The following is a 19,906-nucleotide window of genomic DNA, read 5'->3' as shown; positions in this document are numbered from 1 at the left end:
GTGTTCACCGCCCCTATCGCGGTTGAGCACAATCGCGCGCAGGAGCTGCCGAAGGCTGCGATCTTTTGATCTACCAACCCTGTGTCCCTGAAGCAAAAAAGCCAGGCCCGGATTCAGAATATCCGGCCCTGGTTTTTTGTTGGGGCTTAGGGCCTCTTCGCGGGCAAGCCTCGCTCCTACGGGGGTACGTGGCATCAGTGCCCTGCACATCCGTAGGAGCGAGGCCCTGCACATCCGTAGGAGCGAGGCTTGCCCGCGAAGCTTTTGACTCAGGTCGCCTCGTTCAGGTATTTGCCCACGGTCGCCACGTTGTCGAGCGAGTACTGCTTGCTCAGGTTGGCGATCATTTTGTTCAGGGCTTCGGTCACGTTGAACTGATCGGTGGAGCTGTCAGCATTCTGCTCGCGACCGGCTTGCAGAGCGTTTTTCAGTTCATCGCTGCTGACGCCACCACTGCTGTCGCTGTCCAGGATCTTGAGCAGTGCGGCGCTGGTGTTGGTGCTGGTCGACGAGGTGCTATCGCTGGCCAGGGCGCTGCTCAGTTCGGTGGCGGTGACACTGCCGTCGCTGTCGCTATCGAGCTGACTGAACAGCTCTTCGCTGGACGCCTGCTGAGGTGGTGGAGGCGGCGGGGTCAGGCTGGCGACGAGTTCGTCCTGGCTGACGGTGCCGTCTTCGTTCTTGTCCAGCGCCGAGAAGATTTCCGTGCTGTCGGCAGTGCTGCCTGCACTGGTCAGGCCGTTGCTCAGTTCATCGCTGCTGATGGCGCCGTCGCCGTCAGTGTCCAGAGCGCTGATCAGCGCATCGGCCAGTTCGGTGCTCGGGGCCTGATCATGCGGTGGCGGCGGAGGAGGCATCGCGGCCATTTCATCACTGCTCAGGCTGCCGCTTTCGTCGCTGTCCAGGTCGCTGAAGTTCTTGCTCAGGCTGACCAGCAAACCGTCATCGGTTTTCTGCGACAGGGCGTTCGTGAGCTCGTCCTGATCCACCGCGCCATCGCTGTTGCTGTCGAGTTTGGCGAGCAGTTCTTTCTGAAATTGCTGGCTGCGGGCACTGTTGGTGGAGGTGCTGCTGGTGCTGGTATAGCTCGTGTAGTTGCTGCTGACACTGCCGATCATTGTGCTCACTCCTTGGAATGGGAAACCGGTGAGTGCACCGGCTTATGCAGCCTCAAGGGGTGAGTTGTCGTGGGTATGTGGGGTTTGTACCGATGGGTACACAAACAGATATCAGGCCCGCCTACGATCTTGTGGGAGCGGGCTTGCTCGCGAAGACGGCGGCACAGTCAACATTGATGTCACCTGACACACCGCTTTCGCGAGCAAGCCCGCTCCCACATTGGATTTGTGTGTGATTTAGACGCGCGGCAGGCGGATGACCGCCGTCAGGCCGCCACCGGAAGTCTCTTCCAGACTCAACTGCCCACCCAACCGCTCCGCGGCTTCCCGGGCGATGGTCATGCCCAGGCCGACGCCGCCGGAGTTGCGATTACGTGAACCTTCCAGGCGAAAGAATGGCTCAAACACCGCTTCACGTTTATCCGCCGCGATACCCGGGCCATGGTCGATGACCCGGATCACCAGTTCCTCGCGACTGTCCTCAAGGGTGATCAGCGCGTCCCCGGCATAACGCAGGGCGTTGTCCAGCAGGTTATTGATGCACGAGCGCAAGGCCATCGGCTGAACCTGCAACGGGGCGCAATGGCCGCTGGCCTGGACATTGGAACCCTGGTCCTGGGCGTTTTCGCTCAGGGATTCCACCAGCGCCTGCACGTCCATCCATTGTGGCGCCTCGCTGGTGCGCTGTTCGTGCAGGTAGGTGAGGGTGGAATCGAGCATGCTGATCATGTCGTTCAGGTCCTGACGCATCTGGCCTTGCAGCTTGTCGTCGTCGATCTGTTCCAGCCGCAGCTTGAGCCGCGACAGCGGCGTGCGCAGGTCATGGGACACCGCGCCAAGCATCCGCGAGCGCTGCTGCACCTGTTCAAGAATGCGCTTCTGCATCAGGTTGAAGGTGTGCGCCGCTTGCCGCGCTTCCCGTGGGCCCGACTCATCCAGCGGTGGGCTATCGAGGTTTTCACTCAGGCGCTCGGCGGCGTCGCTCAGGCGTTGAATCGGGCGGGTCAGCAGCTTGGCGCCGTACCAGGCGGCGATGATCAGCGAGACAAACTGAAAGGTCAGCGGCACCAGCGGCCCGCCGAACCACGGCCGTGGCGGCCGATTGCCGAAGCGCGGGTCCGGTGGTGGGCGTTGTCCGTCGACGTGCTCGGAAAATTCCGACGGCGCAGGCGGGGGAGGCGGTGGACCGTAATGCCTGAACCAGAAGAACGCCAACAGGTGCGCCAGTACGATCGCCAGCAGCAGCACACCAAACAGGCGGCCGAACAGCGTATCGAAGCGCGTACGCATCAGCCGATATCTCGTGCGTCGAACAGATAACCCTCGCCTCGAACGGTCTTGATCAGCTGTGGGGCTTTCGGGTCATCACCCAGTTTCTGGCGCAGGCGCGAGACGAGCAAGTCGATGCTGCGATCAAACGCTTCGATCGAGCGACCACGGGCGGCGTCCAGCAGTTGTTCGCGGCTGAGTACCCGGTGCGGACGTTCGATGAACACCCAGAGCAAACGGAATTCAGCATTGGACAATGGCACCACCAGGCCATCGGCGGCGATCAACTGGCGCAGCACACTGTTCAGGCGCCAGGTGTCGAAGCGAACATTCGCACGTTGTTCGGTGCGGTCGTCGCGCACCCGACGCAGAATGGTCTGAATCCGTGCGACCAGCTCCCGTGGCTCGAATGGCTTGGCCATGTAGTCGTCGGCACCCAGTTCCAGGCCGATGATCCGGTCGGTGGGTTCGCAGCGGGCGGTGAGCATCAGGATCGGGATGTCCGATTCGGCGCGCAACCAGCGGCACAGCGATAAACCGTCTTCGCCGGGCAGCATCAGGTCGAGCACCACCACGTCGAAATGCTCGGCTTGCAGCGCCTGACGCATGGCAGCGCCATCGGTGACGCCGCTGGCGTGGATATTGAACCGGGCCAGGTAGTCGATCATCAGTTCACGGATCGGGACGTCATCGTCGACGATCAGGGCGCGAATGCTCCAGCGTTTATCGTCGGCCGGCGCTTTTTGATCGTCGTTCAGAGGTGCTGGGGAGTTGTGCATGCGTGCGTTCATCTGCCAGATAGGCTGCCAACCACAAAGATAGGCTGCGAGGTTGTGGCTTCAGCATAGGCGTCCGGCCGTGAGGCGGGAAGTGCTGTAGGACCTGTTGCGGCTGCCGAGGGTAGCGCTGAAGGGTGTTGTGGGCGTGTCGTGTGTGTACCGAACTCGACACAATTGCCGCAGGAGCTAGTCTTGTCTAAGCCGCGACGACGAATTACCGATCACCGGGTCCCGCAGCGGCGCTGGTTCCGCTACAATGCGCGCCGATTTCGACTTGCCTGAGAGCCCACTCATGTCCGCCTGCCAGACGCCTATCATCGTCGCCCTGGATTTCCCTACCCGTGACGCCGCACTGAAGCTGGCCGATCAGCTGGACCCGAAGCTGTGCCGGGTCAAAGTCGGTAAAGAACTGTTCACCAGTTGCGCCTCGGAAATCGTCGGCACTTTGCGCGACAAAGGCTTCGAAGTGTTCCTGGACCTCAAGTTCCATGACATTCCGAACACCACCGCCATGGCCGTCAAGGCCGCCGCGGAAATGGGCGTGTGGATGGTCAACGTGCACTGCTCCGGTGGTCTGCGCATGATGGCTGCCTGCCGTGAAGTGCTCGATCAGCGCAGCGGCCCGAAACCGCTGTTGATCGGCGTGACCGTGCTGACCAGCATGGAGCGTGAGGACCTGGCGGGTATCGGTCTGGACATCGAGCCGCAGGAGCAGGTGCTGCGTCTGGCCGCGCTGGCGGAAAAGGCCGGGATGGACGGTCTGGTCTGCTCGGCCCTGGAAGCCCGGGCCTTGAAAACCGCTCACCCGTCGCTGCAACTGGTGACCCCGGGGATTCGTCCGGCGGGCAGCGCCCAGGACGATCAGCGCCGCATCCTGACCCCGCGTCAGGCGCTGGAGGCTGGTTCCGACTACCTGGTGATCGGCCGCCCGATCAGCCAGGCGGCGGATCCGGCGAAGGCGTTGGCCGATGTAGTGGCAGAGCTCGCTTAATCGGCGCTCGCTAAAACCATTCGCGGGCAAGCCTCGCTCCTACAGGTTACGCGCCAATTTTGATATCGCGCATAACCTGTAGGAGCGAGGCTTGCCCGCGAAGCTTTTATACCTTCAACACCAACTTCCCGAAATTCTCGCCGCTGAACAACTTCATCAGCGTCTCCGGGAACGTTTCCAGTCCTTCGACGATGTCTTCCTTGCTCTTGAGCTGCCCCTTGGCCATCCAGCCGGCCATTTCCTGCCCGGCAGCGGCGAACTGTGCGGCGTAATCCATCACCACAAAGCCTTCCATCCGGGCGCGGTTGACCAGCAGCGACAGGTAGTTGGCCGGGCCTTTGACCGCTTCTTTGTTGTTGTACTGGCTGATGGCACCGCAAATCACCACCCGCGCCTTCATGTTCAGACGATTCAGCACGGCATCGAGAATATCGCCGCCGACGTTATCGAAATACACGTCGACGCCTTTCGGGCACTCGCGTTTGAGGCCGGCGTGTACGTCTTCGTTTTTGTAGTCGATGGCGCCATCAAAACCCAGCTCGTCAATCAGGAATTTGCACTTGTCCGCGCCGCCGGCAATGCCGATCACCCGGCAGCCTTTGATCTTGGCAATCTGCCCGGCAATGCTGCCCACCGCGCCAGCCGCGCCCGACAGCACTACGGTGTCGCCGGCTTTCGGCGCACCGACATCGAGCAGGGCGAAGTAGGCGGTCATCCCGGTCATGCCCAGCGCGGATAAATAACGCGGCAGCGGTGCCAGTTTCGGATCGACTTTATAGAAACCTCGTGGCTCGCCGAGGAAGTAATCCTGCACACCGAGGGCGCCGTTGACGTAGTCCCCCACGGCGAAACCCGGATTGTTCGAGGCGATGACCTTGCCTACGCCCAATGCACGCATGACTTCGCCAATGCCGACCGGAGGGATGTAGGACTTGCCCTCGTTCATCCAGCCACGCATGGCCGGGTCCAGGGACAGGTATTCGTTCTTGACCAGAATCTGACCCGCCGCCGGTTCGCCGACCGGTACTTCTTGATAGGTGAATGTTTCACGGGTGGCCGGCCCCACGGGACGTTTGGCGAGCAGGAACTGGCGATTGGTCTGGGTAGTCATGACAGGCACTCAAGATGAATGAAGTCTTGTTGATAGACCTTCATGGGCGATGCTGCAAGGTTGGCTGACGCTGCGAATGCACATCGATCCAGTGCGGTGATAGTCATGGCGCCCGTTCTATCACTGCAACTCATGGGCACCCAACCGGCCTTCTGATAGTGCTGCCGCGCCATACGCCCCTGTGACTAGACTGGCCACACGCGATCCCCTGCATTCTTCCTTCTGAGGACATAACAATGAGCATGACGTTTTCTGGCCAGGTTGCCGTTGTGACAGGCGCGGCCAACGGTATTGGCCGCGCGACCGCTTTGGCGTTCGCCGCCGAAGGTTTGAAAGTGGTGGTCGCCGATCTGGACGCGGCGGGTGGTGAAGGCACTGTGGCGCTGATTCGCACCGCCGGCGGTGAAGCGACCTTCGTGCGCTGCAACGTCACGGTGGAAAGCGATGTAAAAAATCTGATGGACGAGGTGGTGAATACCTACGGTCGTCTCGACTATGCCTTCAACAACGCTGGTATCGAAATCGAGAAAGGCAAACTGGCCGACGGCACGATCGATGAGTTCGACGCAATCATGGGCGTCAACGTCAAAGGCGTCTGGTTGTGCATGAAGTATCAGTTGCCGTTGCTGCTGGCCCAGGGCGGTGGCGCGATCGTCAACACCGCTTCGGTCGCCGGTCTGGGCGCTGCGCCGAAGATGAGCATCTACGCAGCCTCCAAGCACGCGGTGATTGGCCTGACCAAATCGGCGGCCATCGAATACGCCAAGAAAAAAATTCGCGTGAATGCGGTGTGCCCGGCGGTGATCGACACCGACATGTTCCGTCGAGCCTACGAAGCGGACCCGAAAAAGGGCGAGTTCGCCAACGCCATGCACCCGGTCGGGCGTATCGGCAAGGTCGAAGAAATTGCCAGCGCGGTGCTGTACCTGTGCAGCGACGGCGCGGCGTTCACCACCGGTCATTCGCTGGCAGTGGATGGTGGGGTCACGGCGTTTTAATGCTTTAGGCGGCGATGGTGCGGAACTTGTGGGAGCGGGCTTGCTCGCGAAAGCGGTGCGTCAGGCGACATCAATGTTGACCGGGCCACCGTCTTCGCGAGCAAGCCCGCTCCCACATTTTTTTGTTCGGCGTTGATTCCGTGAAGACGCCGATCAATGTGTTTCAAATGATTAGATCTGAGGGTTTTGACGGCGTTGTCGCACATCCCCTGGAGCGCTCCTGTGATTAACTGTTCCCCGCAAAACGGACAGGAGTTTGCTTGCTCATGGAGTTGAGAATCGATCGACAGGCATTGGTGCCTGTCGTGCAGCAAATCGTCGACGCATTGGCCGACTGGCTCCGTCGCGGCGAGGTGACGCCGGGGGGGCGTTTGCCTTCCGTGCGACAAATCGCGCGGATCAATCTGCTCAGTCAATCCAGTGTCGTCGAGGCCTGTGAACGGCTGGTGGCTCAAGGGGTACTGGAGACGCGTAACGGGGCGGGTTTCTTTGTCGCGGCAACGGTGCTGGCCGCTCAGGAGCAACGCGATCTTCCCTGGTTCGAAGGGGTTGAGGAGAAGCAAGGCGGCCATGTCGAGGAACTGAAACTGGGTTGCGGCGGCCTGCCCGAAAGCTGGCGCGAGACTGACGACCTGAGCTACGCCATACGCCAGGTCAGCCGCACCGACATGGCCGGGTTGTTCAACTACAGCACGCCGCTGGGCCTGCCTGCTTTGCGCCAGCAGATCCTCAAGCGGTTGAAACAACTGAGTATCGAGGTGGATGAAAGCCGAATACTGACCACGGCAGGGGCCAGTCATGGGCTCGATCTGATTGTGCGCACGCTGTTCAAACCGGGCGATTGCGTGGTGGTGGAGAGTCCCGGTTATTCGATGCTGTTCGATCTGCTCAGGCTGCACGGGGTCAGCATGATCGAGGTGCCACGAACCCCGCGCGGGCCAGACACCGAAGCACTCGAGGCAGTGCTGATGAAGTACAAACCCCGTGGCTTGTTCATCAACAGCTTTTATCACAACCCCACTGGCAGCAGTTTGACCCCGGGGGTGGCTCAGCAGGTCCTGCAACTGGCCAAAAACCATGGCGTGCGGGTGATCGAAGACGACGTCTATGCGGATTTTCACAGCGGTCCCGGCACACGCCTTGCGGCACTGGGCATCGATGACAACGTGATCTATGTCGGCAGCTACTCCAAAACCCTCAGCAGTTCGTTGCGGGTTGGCTTTGTAGTGGCCAGTGCCGATGTGATTTCGCGACTGGCGCAGGTCAAGATGATCAGCAGCATGGGCGCTTCACGGTTCAGCGAGTCGGTGCTGGCGAGTCTGTTGGCCAGCGGTGCCTACCGCAAATTGGTGCAGCGTCAGCGCCAGCGTTTAAGTATTGGCAGGGAAGCAGCCTTGCAGGTCCTCGAAGACGCGGAGTGGGAGGTTTTCGGCAAACCGGTTGGCGGCCTGTTCATCTGGGCGCGATCGCGCAACGCTGACTATGCTCAGGTGCGCACTCAGGCTCGGCGCTTCGGTGTCCTGCTGTCTTGCCCGACGGCGTTCAGTCCGACCGGCCAGGCTCATGACTGGCAGCGGATCAACATAGCTTATGCCTGTGATCCTCGCGCCCGGGCATTTTTTCAGGCCACCGCCAGGGTCTGTTGACGTTTGGTGACGAACCGCGTTGCGCTGCCAAACGTCAACAGACCCTGAGGATCGACCTCGAGCGTTCTGAAAGCGACGCGGGCGTAGCTTTTTGCCATTATTCCGCAGCCAGAGACTTGTGTTGGCACAAGCCCGTTGCGAATCTGCATCAACAGACAATGGCAGGGGACTAAGCGCAATGATTTCGGCCGTGCAAGGACGTTTTGCCAACCTCGGTATGGCGAAAAAACTGGGTGTCGGGTTTGTACTGGTGCTGCTGTTGACCGCACTGGTAGCGGCCATCGGCGTATGGTCCCTGCAAACCATCAGTCAGCGCTTCGACGGGCTCAAGCAGATGTCGTCGCTCAACAGCGGTTTGCTCAAGGTTCGCCTGCTCGAGCAGGAATACGCCTTGCACGGTAATCCGAAAACCGTGGACGCCTTGCACGCCGGGGTGGACGCTCTGATCGCTCTGGCGACCCAGCTCAAGGCCCAGTCAGCGGCCAACGTGCCGGTCATGAATGACGTCGAGCAATCTCTGGGGGCCTATCGCAAGGCTTTTGACGAGTTTGTCTCGCTGAGTCAGGCCAAGGACCTGGCACTGGAAATGGCCAGTTGGTCGGTATCCAGCGTGGCCAATAACCTGGACGTGCTGCAGGCCGGGCTCGCCGATGATGGTGCCTATACCTTGAAGGAATCCGAGGGCAAGGACGGCGCGCAATTCATCGAACAAGCCAATCAGGTCAGCCAGGTTGCACGGCTGATGTTGCAGGCCATGAACGAAGCACGCGTACGCCTGGACCAGAGCCGCAAGGGCGACGACAGCGGCGGGCAGGGCAAGATCGAGCAGGCCGATCAGGCGCTGACTCAGGCCGAGCAACTGAAAACCACGATCAAGGACGAGGGCTACCAGACTGTCCTCAATGAAGTGTCCGGTCACATCGCCGGTTTCAGTGAAAAACTTGCCGAGTACACCGGACTGTTAGCAGAGGAAAAAACCGTCTACCAGCAACTCCACCAGCGCGCCGCTCAAGTGGTGGAACGGGTGGATCAGGCCTACGTTGCCGAAGACCTGTCGATGCAGGCAGAGCTGAAAAAGAACTCGCTGTTGATCATCGGTTCTTCGGCACTGGCCTTGCTGGTGGGGCTGATTGCTGCGTGGGTGATCACCCGGTTGATCGTCGCGCCGCTGCGCAGCGTCATTGGTGTTGCTCAACGGATCGCCGCGGGCGATTTGAGTGCAACGATTGAAGTGACCCGCCGTGACGAGATCGGCCAGTTGATGCAAGCCATGCAGCAAATGGGCGCAGGGCTGAGCAGTATCGTCAGTGGGTTGCAGGCCGGTATCGAACAGTTGGCAAGCTCTGCTCAATCGCTGTCGGCGGTAACCGAACAGACCAACCTTGAAGTCAGCAGCCAGAAGGAAGAAACCGAGCAGGTCGCCACCGCGATGAATCAGATGACCGCGACGGTGCACGACGTCGCACGTAACGCGGAAGAGGCTGCTCAGGCGGCGCAGACTGCCGATGGCAAGGTTGAAAGCGGTCAGCAGGTGGTGCGTCAGAGCATGGCGCGGATCGAACAATTGGCGGACTCGGCCACCTCGGCCAGTTCCAGCATCGAAAGCCTCAGTGCGGAAATCCAGAACATTGGCACGGTACTCAGCGTGATCAAAAGCGTTGCCGAGCAAACCAACCTGTTGGCGCTCAATGCGGCCATCGAGGCAGCGCGGGCCGGCGAGCAGGGCAGGGGTTTTGCGGTGGTAGCCGATGAAGTTCGGGCATTGGCCAAGCGAACCCAGCAATCAACCGAGGAAATCGAACGGCTGGTCAGTGCCTTGCGCTCGGCGGCGCAATCGTCGGTGCAGCAGATTCAGAACAGTGGCGAGTTGGTGAAACTGGCGGTGAGCGATGCATTGCAAACCGAGAGCGCGTTGGGAAGCATTGCGGCAGCGGTGTCGCTGATTCAGCAGATGAACCAGCAGATCGCAGCGGCTGCGGAAGAGCAGAGTTCAGTGGCCGAGGAGATCAATCGCAGTGTCACCAGTATCCGCGCCAGTGCGGATCAGTCGTCGCTGGCGATGCAGGGCAATGCAGCGTCGAGTATTGAGTTGGCGCAGCTGGGGGTTGAACTGAAGGGGATGGTGGGGCACTTCAGGCTCTGAGCAATGCAGGACTCAAGGCTAATGCCAGTTAGTTAAGCGCCGCAATTCATGTGGGAGCGGGCTTGCTCGCGAAGAGGGGGTGTCAGTCAACCTCAATGTTGACTGTGCCGCCGCCTTCGCGAGCAAGCCCGCTCCCACAGGTGCTGCACCTTAACTGACCGGCATTAGGGCTCAAGGCCCTATTGCCCATCGTCGGCAAACGGCGCGCAAAAAAAAGCCACCTTTCGGTGGCTTCGTTGTTTGTTCTGATCAGTCGTAGATCGCTTTTTTCTTCCAGTCGGCGTCAGCCTCAACGTCTTTGAGGCCTTCAGTCAGTTGGTTCATCTCGCCTTCCACCGGAGCGATCTTGTCCATGACCTGGGCGTTGGCGCGGGCCAGGAGTTTCTCCAGGTATTCCAGCTGTTCAGCGTAAATCTGCGGTTCCTGTTGTTTGCGCAGGTATTGCACGCCGCGTTCGAAGGCCAGACGAGCCTGGCCGGGCTGGTTCTGCTGCAGCGAGTGCTGGCCCAGGTTGTTGAAGAATTCGATGTGCAGCAGGACCAGGATGTGGCGCACTTCACGGATCCAGCGCTTGGCTTCGTTGGGCGGCAGGAAACCGTCCTGTGCCGCGCGGGTGATCTGGCCATGCAGGGCTTCGAGCAAAAAGCGCACGTCTTTGGCTTTGGCTTCGGTCTGGATCGGTGCCGGCGGGTTGTTGACCGGGATCGATTCGCCTTGGGCGACGAGGGCACTCAGCTCGGCAATCCGTGCCTTTAAGGTGCTGTTGGATTTTTCCAGGTTCAGCAAGCGCTGGCAGACGTTCAATTCAAGACGGGTCAACAGCAGCTTGAGGGTCGGTGTCATCAACTGACCGGGGAAGGTCTCGGTGATTTCGCCGCAGCGACGCAGGCGGTCATTGAGTTCAACCTTGGTGCGGGCCTTTTCCAGCTTATTGTTCTCCACCACATGGTTCATGTAGCCAATGGCGATCAATAGTGCGATCCCGGCTACGACTAGCAGGGTGATCATGAGTGGTGTCACCGGTAAGACCTCTTTTATTAGGGTTCGCGTGCGAGTCGAGTGTAGTAGCTTGGCATTTGGGCGCCTAGGGTCGCTCGACGAGTTGAATCGACAATGGCTCTGCTTATATCGGCCGTAACGCCGGATAGATAAGTAAATAGCAGGTGAGATGCACATTGCCATCATCCGGGCCGGGACTATAGCGCCTTGCTGGATGCCAGAATATAGGCGCCAAAGGTCAGTCGACGGAAAAGCCTCAATCGCTGCTGAAAGCAGGGCGAAGTCATTGATTTAAATAAATTTATATCTGGGGGTTGACGACCCCTCAATCCATCCATAGAATGCGCGCCACTTACAGCGTAAAGCACACAGCGAAACGCGGTAGGGAGTGAATGTTGTACGTGTGTCCCCTTCGTCTAGTGGCCTAGGACACCGCCCTTTCACGGCGGTAACAGGGGTTCGAGTCCCCTAGGGGACGCCAATGCGGGAATAGCTCAGTTGGTAGAGCACGACCTTGCCAAGGTCGGGGTCGCGAGTTCGAGTCTCGTTTCCCGCTCCAGTTTTAAACGGCTTTGCTTTCGGGCAGGGCTGAGTGAAACCAGAACCAAATCTTCGGATGCGGATCTGGGCACCGAAACACACACCATGTGTTCCGGGCAGCGTGTCCCCTTCGTCTAGTGGCCTAGGACACCGCCCTTTCACGGCGGTAACAGGGGTTCGAGTCCCCTAGGGGACGCCATTTGCGGGAATAGCTCAGTTGGTAGAGCACGACCTTGCCAAGGTCGGGGTCGCGAGTTCGAGTCTCGTTTCCCGCTCCAAATTCAAAAAAAACGCCGCTCATTGAGCGGCGTTTTTTTATGCGCGTTATTTGTCATTTTCATTGATTGGAATAAAAACCTTCGGGTAATGCCAGTCAGTTAAGGCGCTGAACCTGTGGGAGCGGGCTTGCTCGCGAAGACGGCGGCACAGTCAACATTGATATCGCCTGACACACCGCCTTCGCGAGCAAGCCCGCTCCCACATGAATTGCGCTTAACTGGTATTACACTCTCAATTTCCGAGGCTTTGCACCAGGCTTTCGAGCGCTTGCGTGGTTGTATCCTCCAGCGCCGGTTGCGCTGCCACTGCTCTGAGTTGGCAGGTCAAACGGTATTCGCTGGGTGTGCAGTTGACGAACTGCTTGAAGGCGCGAGCGAAGTAGGACGGATCCTTGAAGCCGGCTTCATAGCCGATGCTGGTAATAGGCATCTGGCTATTGTCGAGCAGTTGTTTGGCGAAGCTCATGCGCTTGTTCAGAATGTAATCGGTGAAACCGACGCCATTGGCTTCCTTGAACAGGCGGCTGAAGCGAAAGGTCGTCATGCCGCAGCGCTTCGCCAACTCCCTCTGATCGATGCTGTCGCGAAAGTGCTGGTCGATGTACAGCATGACGTGGCTCAACGCCTGGTGTTTTTGGTGTCCCGAGGTCAATCGGATGCTGTCCGGCAAGGTCGGGGAGTGATCGATCAGCGAGGTCTGGCCCTGGCCGTTGGCATTTCGGCGCAACTCGCACAGCTGCACCACTGCTGTCAGATAGCGCTTTCTCTCAGTGCCTGAGAGCGGGAGCACCATGTATTCCCAGACACTGGAGCGCATGGCCCAGACGGCCAGTTCTTCCGAGTGCTGCACAGTGAACATGGTGATCGGGATGGTGGGGGTGGTGCGTTTGATCTCCAGCAACAGCCTCAAGCCTGGTGTGTCGGGGCGATCAAAATGGATGCAGATCATGTCCGCCTGTTCCCCGATGGGCAACGCGGAATTTTTCGCCAAATTGCAGTCGCAAGCGCCCTCGAACTGCGCGATGAGTTCCTTCGTGGAATGATCGTGGGTCAGATCGAACCACAGTAGCGATGGCCTTCTGGTCAAATTGGACGTCATGTCTCTACTCTGGGGTTCTTAGCGCCGCTCTTCGCTGAGTAGTATTGTCAACGTGCACTGACTTTGCAGATTAAATGCTTATAAAGAACTGATATTTTAGTTCTATACGCTCTATATTTCGTTGCAAAGCCGTTACACCCAGTTGTTTGTCAGCGTGGATCGATGTCCCGAGCCGCAACCGCTCGTCGCTTGTGAATCAACGGCAATCGCATTCGCAAGTCATTTCCTTTTTTTGCCCTGCCGTTCCTTTCAAAAGCCAACTACCTGGTAGTTGGTGCCCCCGCAAAAAAGTCCTAGTGATGTGCAAAATCTTCCTAACGCCTATGCCTTGCCCCTGACTAGTGTTGCATCCAGGCAGAGCAGAACGCACTGCCTCCGAAAAAACAACATTCGAGTGAGGTGGGCAAAATGATCATGCAAACAATCAAGGCTTCGGTAGTGAAGTTCGCCAAAGACGAAGACGGCCTGACCATTGTGGAGTACGCAGTGGCCGGTGGGTTGATTACGGTCGCTGTTGTCGCGGCGTTCACGCTTCTTGGCGGGGTAGTGGATACCCAGATCAGGGCTCTTTGTAACGCCGTTATTCCTGGTTCTTGCTGATAACAACAACTCTGTTAGGGAGATGCGCAATGTCCATGGAACAGCTGGTAGCTACCGTTGTGCTGATAGGACTGCTGGGCGTGGCGGTGGTGAGCGACTTGCGTCGCCACCGCATTCCCAACCTGCTGATCCTGGTAGGTCTGGCCTTGGGATTGGCCGGCCAGACTTATTCAGGTGGGATCAGCGGGATGGGGGACGGCCTGATGGGCCTCCTGATCGGTTTTTCGCTGTTCCTGCCCATGTATGCCCTGGGCGGCATGGCTGCCGGCGACGTCAAGCTGATGGCCATGGTTGGCAGCTTCCTACCCCCCCATTACGCCTTGTGGGCTGTGTTCTTCAGTCTGCTATGGGGAGGCTTGTGCGGTTTCCTGATCGTGCTGGTGCGCGGTCAATTATTGCAGACCCTGGGACGTTATCGGTTGATGCTTCGGGCGCGGTCCTATATGGCCCCGAGTTCGGAGGAGGTGGCTGGTAAGCCCTTTCCTTATACGGTTGCGATCCTGCTCGGGACGTTGAACAGCGTCTACTGGCAACTCGTTGCCGGTGGATTTGGAGGTTAGTCATGCACGTCATCGTCGATAGTGATGCCTACCCCAGTGATCGAGAAGCGGTGCAACGACTGGCTCCTCAGCCGTGCAATATTCGCGAAACTGGTCTGAGCGACAGTTTTCTCGGTGAGTTGGTGTGCAAGCATTTGTATGACGCCGGCGTGCTGGACATGCCGCGGCTGGTGGAGCGCCTGGCGCTGACCGGCGCTGTACTTGAAGAAGTCCTGGCGTTCTTGCGCAAGGATGGTCGTGTCGAAGTGCTGGGCCAGATGGGGCCGCAAACGACGAGTGGGCAGATGTTGCGTTATGGCCTGACCGAACGTGGTCGCAGTGCCGCCCGCGATGCCTTGTCACGCAGTGGCTACATCGGCGCGGCACCCTTCCCGGTGAGTTCCTACCGCTCCCTGATCAAAATCCAGACCATTCACCATGGCCGCATCAACTCCAACGATATGCACAACGCCCTTGCTGGCGTGGTGCTTACCGAGGGGATGCTCGATCAGTTGGGCGTGGCGCTGAACTCCGGGCGCGCGATCATGATTTATGGCCCTGCGGGTACCGGCAAGACTTATGTCAGCAGTCGGCTGATTCGTCTGTTCGCCGAGGCCATCTGGGTACCTCATGCCATCGTGATCAACGAGTCGGTGATCGAGATCTACGATCCGCAAGTACATCAGCGGCTCGATGAAAACAGTCAACAGAACAATCTGATGCTCAACGAAGGGATCGACCGTCGACTGCTGTGCTGCAAACGCCCGATCGTGATTACGGGCGGCGAGCTGAGCATGGAACAGCTGGACGTTCGCTATGACCCCTTCACCCGTCAGTACCAGGCAGCCTTGCAACTCAAGGCCAGTAACGGCCTGTTCATCATCGACGACATGGGACGCCAGCGCATGGCCCCCGCCGAACTGTTGAACCGCTGGATCGTACCCATGGAAGAGAAGCGCGACTTCCTCAACCTGGGCGGCGGCCGGCATTGCGAGTTGCCGTTCGATCTGATTCTGGTGTTCTCCACCAACCTCAATCCCCTGGAGCTGGCCGATGAGGCCTTCCTCCGCCGGATTGGCTACAAGCTGCAATTCGGTTACCTGAAGCCTGAGGAATACGAAAAGATCTGGCGTCAGGAAAGCGAGCGCCTGGGCATTCCTTTTGACCCGCTGCTGCTGCGTTATGTCCTGCAAAGGCTTTATGCAAGTGAAGGCATGCCCCTGGTGCCTTGCCATCCCCGCGATCTCCTGAACATGGCGCTCGATCGCCAGCGTTATATGGGTGGTTCCGGACCATTGTCACCGCAAGAGTTGGAATGGGCCTGGCATAACTACTTCGTCCAGCTCGACTTTCTTTGATACGGAGATACTGACATGAGCTCTCGTACTCTTACCCTGGTAGGCGTTTCCCTGGTCATGGGCCTTGGGGCTGCATGGATGGCTGACTCCTGGCTGAGCGCACGGCTCAATGCCAGCCCGGATGACCACCTTCGAAGCGTGGTAGTCGCCACGGTCGAGATTCCATTCGGGCAGATGGTCGAGGCTCAACAAGTCACGACCATGCGCATGCCCATAGATACGATACCGGACGATGCTTTCGACTCCAGCGAGAAGGCAGTGGGCAAGATCGCAACGTTCGACATCCTGAAGGGCGACATCATGCGCGGCGCGCGCCTGAGCGAGCACTTGGGTGGCAGTACCCTGGCGTCTCTGATTGCGACAGACAAACGTGCCATCTCGGTCCGCGTGGACGACGTGGTCGGTGTGGGCGGGTTCCTGTTACCGGGCAACCGGGTCGATGTACTGGCAACCAAACGCACTGATGGCACCGGCAACAACGCCGTGTCCAAGACCATCCTCGAGAACTTGCGGGTGTTGGCAGTGGACCAGACCGCAGGTACCGACAAGACCCAGCCGGTAGTGGTACGTGCAGTGACGCTGGAAATGACGACTGCAGAGGCTGAAACCCTGGTTACCGCACAAACGGAAGGCAAGTTGCAGCTGACCTTGCGCAATCCGCTGAACGACCAGAAGAAAATCGCGGCCGTTGCGCCTGCACCTGCGGCACCGGTCATGGCGATGGCCGCTGCCCCGGCGCCAAAACGCGTGGTGCAGCGCAGCAGTGGCGGAGCTATCACCATTATCCGCGGGATCGAAACCAAAGTAGTCAACATTCGCTAACAGAACGCAACGGGCGCCTGGATACCCAGGTATTGGCGGAGCCGATCCGGATCAGTATCGGTAAATGAGGGCTTGATGATGAATCTTCGAATTCAGCAGCCGTTCACTGCGACGCCAAGGCGCCAGGAAGGATCGGTTAGCGTATTGATGGTAATCGCGTTGGCGGCGATTTTAATGATGGCGGGTCTGGCGCTGGACGTGAGCCACATGTTGTTGAACAAGACGCGGCTGCAGAATGCTGTAGATGCTGCCGCTCTTAGTGGCGCCAAAACCCTGAGTCAGGTGGAAGGTGGTAGCAGCGTTGCCAGCGTGACGCGGACTGCCGCGCTCAATACGCTGATGCAAAATGCCAATGCCGCGGGTAATAGCGAATTGGGCACGGCTATCGGCGGCAACGCAGGCACATTCGCGGTGGTGGAACTGGCAAGCAGTGTCTATGGCCCGTTCGCCTACCCCGGGCCTTCGGATGCCAAATACGTTCGGGTATCGGTACCGACTTATAGCCTGACGGGGTTTTTCTGGAACTTCGTGCAGACCTTCGGCACTAGCGGCTTGGGAAACAAAGCGGTATCGGCGATCGCCACCGCAGGTCCCAGCCCTACCAGCCCCTGTGATCTCGCACCCTTGATGGTCTGTGGCGATGCGACTAAGTACGACCCGGACGCTGGCATGTTCTGGGGCTTCCAATTTGGTGATTTGCAGGTCTTGAAAACGGCTGCCGGCAATTCGTCCCCCATTGGTCCAGGCAACTTTCAGTTGCTGGATTTTGGCTCGGGCGGCAGCACGGTCAGGGATGATCTGGCCGGAGGTGGCAAGGTCTGCCGCAACGTCGGGCAAAATGTCCAGACCGCACCCGGCAACAAGGTAGGCCCTACTTCTCAAGGCCTGAATACGCGCTTCGGCATCTACAACGGCCCGGTCAGTGCCTCGGACTATCCGCCAGACCTGGTGACGACGTCCAGCACCCCCGCAATCACTTACGACGCCTCAGTCACCCCGCCAGTGAAGTACAAGGGACAGCCCGTCACATCGAACAACGGCAATCTCACCGCGGGCACCGAAGCGATAATGGACTACAACGACTGGCGTGCGAGCACTGCCGCGTGTGTGGCAGGGTCCGGCAGTGGCTGTGAGAGCAATGGGGTGTTCGAGCGCCGGATGCTGAAAATCGTGGTGGGCGACTGTACCGGGAAACAGGGCGGTACCACCTCGGTCCCCGTCCTGGGTTTTGGCTGCTATTTCGTGGTGCAGCCAATGAGTAACGGCGGCACGGAGGCGCAGATCTTCGGACAGTTTGTGAAAGAGTGCGAAGGCGACAACGTGCCCAGCCCTTCGCCGGCAAACGATTCCGGTCCGCAGATCATCCAGCTCTATAAAACCTATCTCAACGGCAGCGGTACTCCGAGCACTGACTCATAGGAGGCGTCATGAGACTTCACACGTTTAAGCATCCGCGGCGCCAGCAAGGCCTGGCCTTGGTGGAATTCACCCTCGCCCTGCCGGTGTTGCTGCTGCTATTGCTGGCCTTCGGTGAGTTCGGTCGCATGCTCTACCAGTACAACGTACTGCTGCAGGCCAGCCGTGATGCCGATCGTTTTGTCGCCAGCCAGGCCTGGAACTCAACGCTCGGTGTTGTCTCTCTGAGCAATACGCTGCAGACCCAGACGAAAAACGTTGCGGTCTACGGTGTGCCTAGCCAGAGCGGAACCGCGGTGTTGTCAGGACTGACAGTCAACAACGTGGTTGTCGCCGCTGTCGGCACCGACCATGTGCGAGTGACCATCACTTATACGTTCTGCCCGGTGATTGGCGGTGGCAATTGCACCGGATCGCTTCCCGGTTTTTTTGGTAATCCGATTGCGCTGAGCATTCCGCTGGTCGCCACTACTGTGATGAGGGCACTGTGATGAATCGCAAACGCATGCAGGGCACCTATGTGGTGGAGTTCGCCATCATCGGCGTGCTGATGTTCACGCTGTTGTTCGGCGCGTTGGAAGTGGGTCGTCTGTACTTCACGGTCAATGCGCTGGATGAAACCGTGCGCCGCGGTGCGCGCCTGGCGTCGGTGTGCAATATCAGCGATCCGGTGGTGTTGCGGCGTGCGATCTTCAATGCCGCGACCGACGCAGGTACGAGCCAGATCATCAGTAATCTGGCCACCACCAACCTGACGCTGACCTACCTGGACGAAAACGGTGCTCAGGTGGCCAACCCCTCCGACACGAGTGGAGTCAACGGTTTTCGTGCCATCCGCTATGTCCAGTTGAGTCTGCAAAACTTCGTTTTCAATCTGTTTATTCCCGGGTTCGGCGTGCCCATTACCCTGCCTACATTCAGGGCAACCTTGCCACGCGAAAGCCTTGGGCGTCATTCCGATTCCGGGGAGATCACACCATGCTGAATACCAAGGAAACTCCAGTCTCCAGCTCGACTGGCAAAGCCGGGCTCCGGTTGCTGATCAGCAGCCGTGACGCCACCTCTTTGCGCGATCTGCAAAGCGTCTGCCAACGCATGCCCTGCCTGGAGGTGAGCACTCGCCTGGTGAGTAACGGGCATGTCGACCCGCTCTACGGTCTGGACCGGATGCCCGATCTGTTGCTGTTGCGCGTCAGCCACCTGTGGCGCGAAGAGCTGGCGGCGCTGTTGCTGCACCCGGCCCATGAGCGTCCGCCGATGTTGGTCTGCGGTCTGCTGAGCGATCAGGAAGGCATGCGTATGGCGATGCAGGCCGGCGCCCGTGACGTGCTGCCCGAACCCATCGCCGAGACGGAATTGGTTGCCGCCCTGAATCGGCTGGTCATGGAAGTTCGGACCGGCAGTGGGGCAGAAGGGAAATTGATCGCCGTGATGAGCGCCAAGGGCGGCTCCGGCGGAACCCTGGTGGCTTGCAACCTGGCTCAGCAGCTCAGTGCCAGGGGCGGCAGTACCCTGTTGCTGGACATGGACCTGCAATTTGGCAGCGTGACGCATTATCTGGATGTGGCGCAAACGCACAGCCATCTGGAGGTGTTGCACCAGATCGATGGCATGGACAGCGTCGCACTACGCGGTTTTTGCAGTCACTTCAGCCCGACTTTGCATGTGCTGGGTGGTCGGGCCGGCGAGCTGTGCCTGCCGCAGGATGCCCAGCCCGAGCAACTTGACGCCCTGTTGAAGTTGGCCCGCGCCAGCTACGACTGGGTGGTGATCGACCTGCCGCGGCAAATCGACCACCTCACTGGCTCCGTGCTGGAACAAGTGGATCGGGTGTACGTCGTGGTGCAGCAGAGCGTCAGCCATCTGCGCGATGCCAGCTCCCTGGTGCGGATCCTTCGCGATGACCTGGGCGTGCGCGGAGATCAATTGCAGATAGTGGTCAACCGCTTTGACAAGGCGGGAGCGATCAGCCTCAAAGATATCGGTGAGGCGCTGCGCTGCACCAATCTGTCGAAATTACCCAACGACTTCAACCTGGTCAGCCAGAGTCAGAACACTGGTGTGCCGTTGGGGCTGCATGCGCCGAAGGCAGCGATCACTGCTGCACTGCGCGACATGACCGAGGACCTGGTCGGTCAACAGGTGGCCGGGAACAAAGGCTTACTCAAACGCGCCTTCAACCGTTTTTTCGGGGGATGAC

General features: G+C 59.2%; 18 protein-coding genes, 4 tRNA genes and 1 pseudogene. 17 read left to right on the top strand and 6 right to left on the bottom strand.

Translation table 11 applies throughout. The features are described 5' to 3' along the window. Positions 1–269: 269 nt before the first annotated feature. The 3 genes from xopAW to KW837_RS18540 all read right to left on the bottom strand — a co-directional run bounded on the left by xopAW (position 270) and on the right by KW837_RS18540 (position 3,166). The gene (xopAW, locus tag KW837_RS18550) at positions 270–1,118 is read right to left on the bottom strand and encodes a XopAW family type III secretion system calcium-binding effector (RefSeq protein ID WP_218397811.1); all 849 of its coding nucleotides are present in this window, start codon (positions 1,116–1,118) and stop codon (positions 270–272) included. A 237-nt stretch (positions 1,119–1,355) separates the two neighbouring features. Continuing rightward, on the bottom strand, positions 1,356–2,408 hold the full coding sequence (locus tag KW837_RS18545) for a HAMP domain-containing sensor histidine kinase (protein ID WP_192343949.1): 1,053 nt from the start codon (positions 2,406–2,408) through the stop codon (positions 1,356–1,358). Then, positions 2,408–3,166 carry a response regulator gene (locus tag KW837_RS18540; RefSeq protein ID WP_218397808.1) on the bottom strand — a complete coding sequence of 253 codons (759 nt, stop codon included), beginning with the start codon at positions 3,164–3,166 and terminating at the stop codon, positions 2,408–2,410. Before KW837_RS18540 ends, KW837_RS18545 begins: the two co-directional genes overlap by 1 nt. 292 nt (positions 3,167–3,458) lie before the next feature. On the opposite strand from KW837_RS18540, the gene pyrF reads away from it, so the two are divergent. After that, the gene (gene pyrF / locus KW837_RS18535) at positions 3,459–4,157 is read left to right on the top strand and encodes an orotidine-5'-phosphate decarboxylase (RefSeq protein ID WP_192343951.1); all 699 of its coding nucleotides are present in this window, start codon (positions 3,459–3,461) and stop codon (positions 4,155–4,157) included. A gap of 106 nt (positions 4,158–4,263) precedes the next feature. On the opposite strand, the gene KW837_RS18530 is transcribed toward pyrF, so the two are convergent. Further along, positions 4,264–5,268 (bottom strand): NADP-dependent oxidoreductase, encoded by a 1,005-nt coding sequence (locus KW837_RS18530; protein WP_218397805.1) that lies wholly within the window; start codon positions 5,266–5,268, stop codon positions 4,264–4,266. A 236-nt stretch (positions 5,269–5,504) separates the two neighbouring features. On the opposite strand from KW837_RS18530, the gene KW837_RS18525 reads away from it, so the two are divergent. The 4 genes and pseudogenes from KW837_RS18525 (at position 5,505) to KW837_RS29125 (ending at position 10,055) form a co-directional block, all read left to right on the top strand. After that, positions 5,505–6,266, top strand: a complete 762-nt coding sequence (locus KW837_RS18525) for an SDR family oxidoreductase (protein ID WP_201060620.1) — start codon at positions 5,505–5,507, stop codon at positions 6,264–6,266. Between the two features lie 266 nt (positions 6,267–6,532). Beyond that, complete coding sequence (locus tag KW837_RS18520; RefSeq protein WP_218397802.1) at positions 6,533–7,912, top strand: PLP-dependent aminotransferase family protein; 1,380 nt, start codon at positions 6,533–6,535, stop codon at positions 7,910–7,912. A 178-nt stretch (positions 7,913–8,090) separates the two neighbouring features. Further along, a pseudogene (locus KW837_RS29130) lies at positions 8,091–9,194 on the top strand (HAMP domain-containing protein); the annotation flags it as partial. Then, complete coding sequence (locus KW837_RS29125) at positions 9,174–10,055, top strand: methyl-accepting chemotaxis protein (protein WP_371317146.1); 882 nt, start codon at positions 9,174–9,176, stop codon at positions 10,053–10,055. The pseudogene KW837_RS29130 and the gene KW837_RS29125, both read left to right, overlap by 21 nt. 249 nt (positions 10,056–10,304) lie before the next feature. Here the strand turns inward: KW837_RS29125 and KW837_RS18510 are convergent, their stop codons facing one another. Beyond that, a complete protein-coding gene (locus tag KW837_RS18510; RefSeq protein WP_185022054.1) occupies positions 10,305–11,063 on the bottom strand; it encodes a hypothetical protein in 759 nt (252 codons plus the stop codon). A gap of 396 nt (positions 11,064–11,459) precedes the next feature. Here KW837_RS18510 and KW837_RS18505 point away from each other — a divergent pair. From KW837_RS18505 to KW837_RS18490, 4 genes are all read left to right on the top strand, one after another. Beyond that, positions 11,460–11,535 (top strand) — tRNA-Glu (locus KW837_RS18505). Between the two features lie 2 nt (positions 11,536–11,537). Next, a tRNA-Gly gene (locus tag KW837_RS18500) sits at positions 11,538–11,613 on the top strand. A gap of 104 nt (positions 11,614–11,717) precedes the next feature. Beyond that, positions 11,718–11,793 (top strand) — tRNA-Glu (locus KW837_RS18495). A 3-nt stretch (positions 11,794–11,796) separates the two neighbouring features. Further along, a tRNA-Gly gene (locus KW837_RS18490) sits at positions 11,797–11,872 on the top strand. 232 nt (positions 11,873–12,104) lie between these two features. On the opposite strand, the gene KW837_RS18485 is transcribed toward KW837_RS18490, so the two are convergent. Next, complete coding sequence (locus KW837_RS18485; protein WP_218397796.1) at positions 12,105–12,971, bottom strand: DNA-binding response regulator; 867 nt, start codon at positions 12,969–12,971, stop codon at positions 12,105–12,107. A gap of 408 nt (positions 12,972–13,379) precedes the next feature. On the opposite strand from KW837_RS18485, the gene KW837_RS18480 reads away from it, so the two are divergent. From KW837_RS18480 to KW837_RS18445, 8 genes are all read left to right on the top strand, one after another. Beyond that, positions 13,380–13,571 carry a Flp family type IVb pilin gene (locus KW837_RS18480; protein ID WP_218397792.1) on the top strand — a complete coding sequence of 64 codons (192 nt, stop codon included), beginning with the start codon at positions 13,380–13,382 and terminating at the stop codon, positions 13,569–13,571. Between the two features lie 29 nt (positions 13,572–13,600). Beyond that, positions 13,601–14,131, top strand: a complete 531-nt coding sequence (locus KW837_RS18475) for a prepilin peptidase (RefSeq protein WP_218397788.1) — start codon at positions 13,601–13,603, stop codon at positions 14,129–14,131. A gap of 2 nt (positions 14,132–14,133) precedes the next feature. Beyond that, on the top strand, positions 14,134–15,468 hold the full coding sequence (locus tag KW837_RS18470) for an AAA family ATPase (protein ID WP_218397784.1): 1,335 nt from the start codon (positions 14,134–14,136) through the stop codon (positions 15,466–15,468). A 15-nt stretch (positions 15,469–15,483) separates the two neighbouring features. Beyond that, positions 15,484–16,290: a Flp pilus assembly protein CpaB gene (gene cpaB, locus KW837_RS18465; RefSeq protein ID WP_218397780.1), complete on the top strand. Its 807-nt coding sequence runs from the start codon at positions 15,484–15,486 to the stop codon at positions 16,288–16,290. A 75-nt stretch (positions 16,291–16,365) separates the two neighbouring features. Continuing rightward, positions 16,366–17,709, top strand: coding sequence for a TadE/TadG family type IV pilus assembly protein (locus KW837_RS18460; RefSeq protein WP_218397778.1), 1,344 nt, complete (start codon positions 16,366–16,368; stop codon positions 17,707–17,709). Between the two features lie 8 nt (positions 17,710–17,717). Further along, positions 17,718–18,197, top strand: a complete 480-nt coding sequence (locus tag KW837_RS18455; protein ID WP_218397776.1) for a TadE/TadG family type IV pilus assembly protein — start codon at positions 17,718–17,720, stop codon at positions 18,195–18,197. After that, positions 18,197–18,691, top strand: a complete 495-nt coding sequence (locus KW837_RS18450) for a TadE/TadG family type IV pilus assembly protein (RefSeq protein ID WP_218397774.1) — start codon at positions 18,197–18,199, stop codon at positions 18,689–18,691. Before KW837_RS18455 ends, KW837_RS18450 begins: the two co-directional genes overlap by 1 nt. Next, a complete protein-coding gene (locus tag KW837_RS18445) occupies positions 18,685–19,905 on the top strand; it encodes an AAA family ATPase (protein WP_218397772.1) in 1,221 nt (406 codons plus the stop codon). Before KW837_RS18450 ends, KW837_RS18445 begins: the two co-directional genes overlap by 7 nt. Position 19,906 lies beyond the last annotated feature (1 nt).

It is taken from the genome of Pseudomonas sp. PDM24 (assembly GCF_019218905.1).
Classification (GTDB): Bacteria; Pseudomonadota; Gammaproteobacteria; order Pseudomonadales; family Pseudomonadaceae; genus Aquipseudomonas.
The sequence above is the reverse complement of the archived record's forward strand: the minus strand, read 5'-3'. Positions and strand labels throughout refer to the sequence as shown.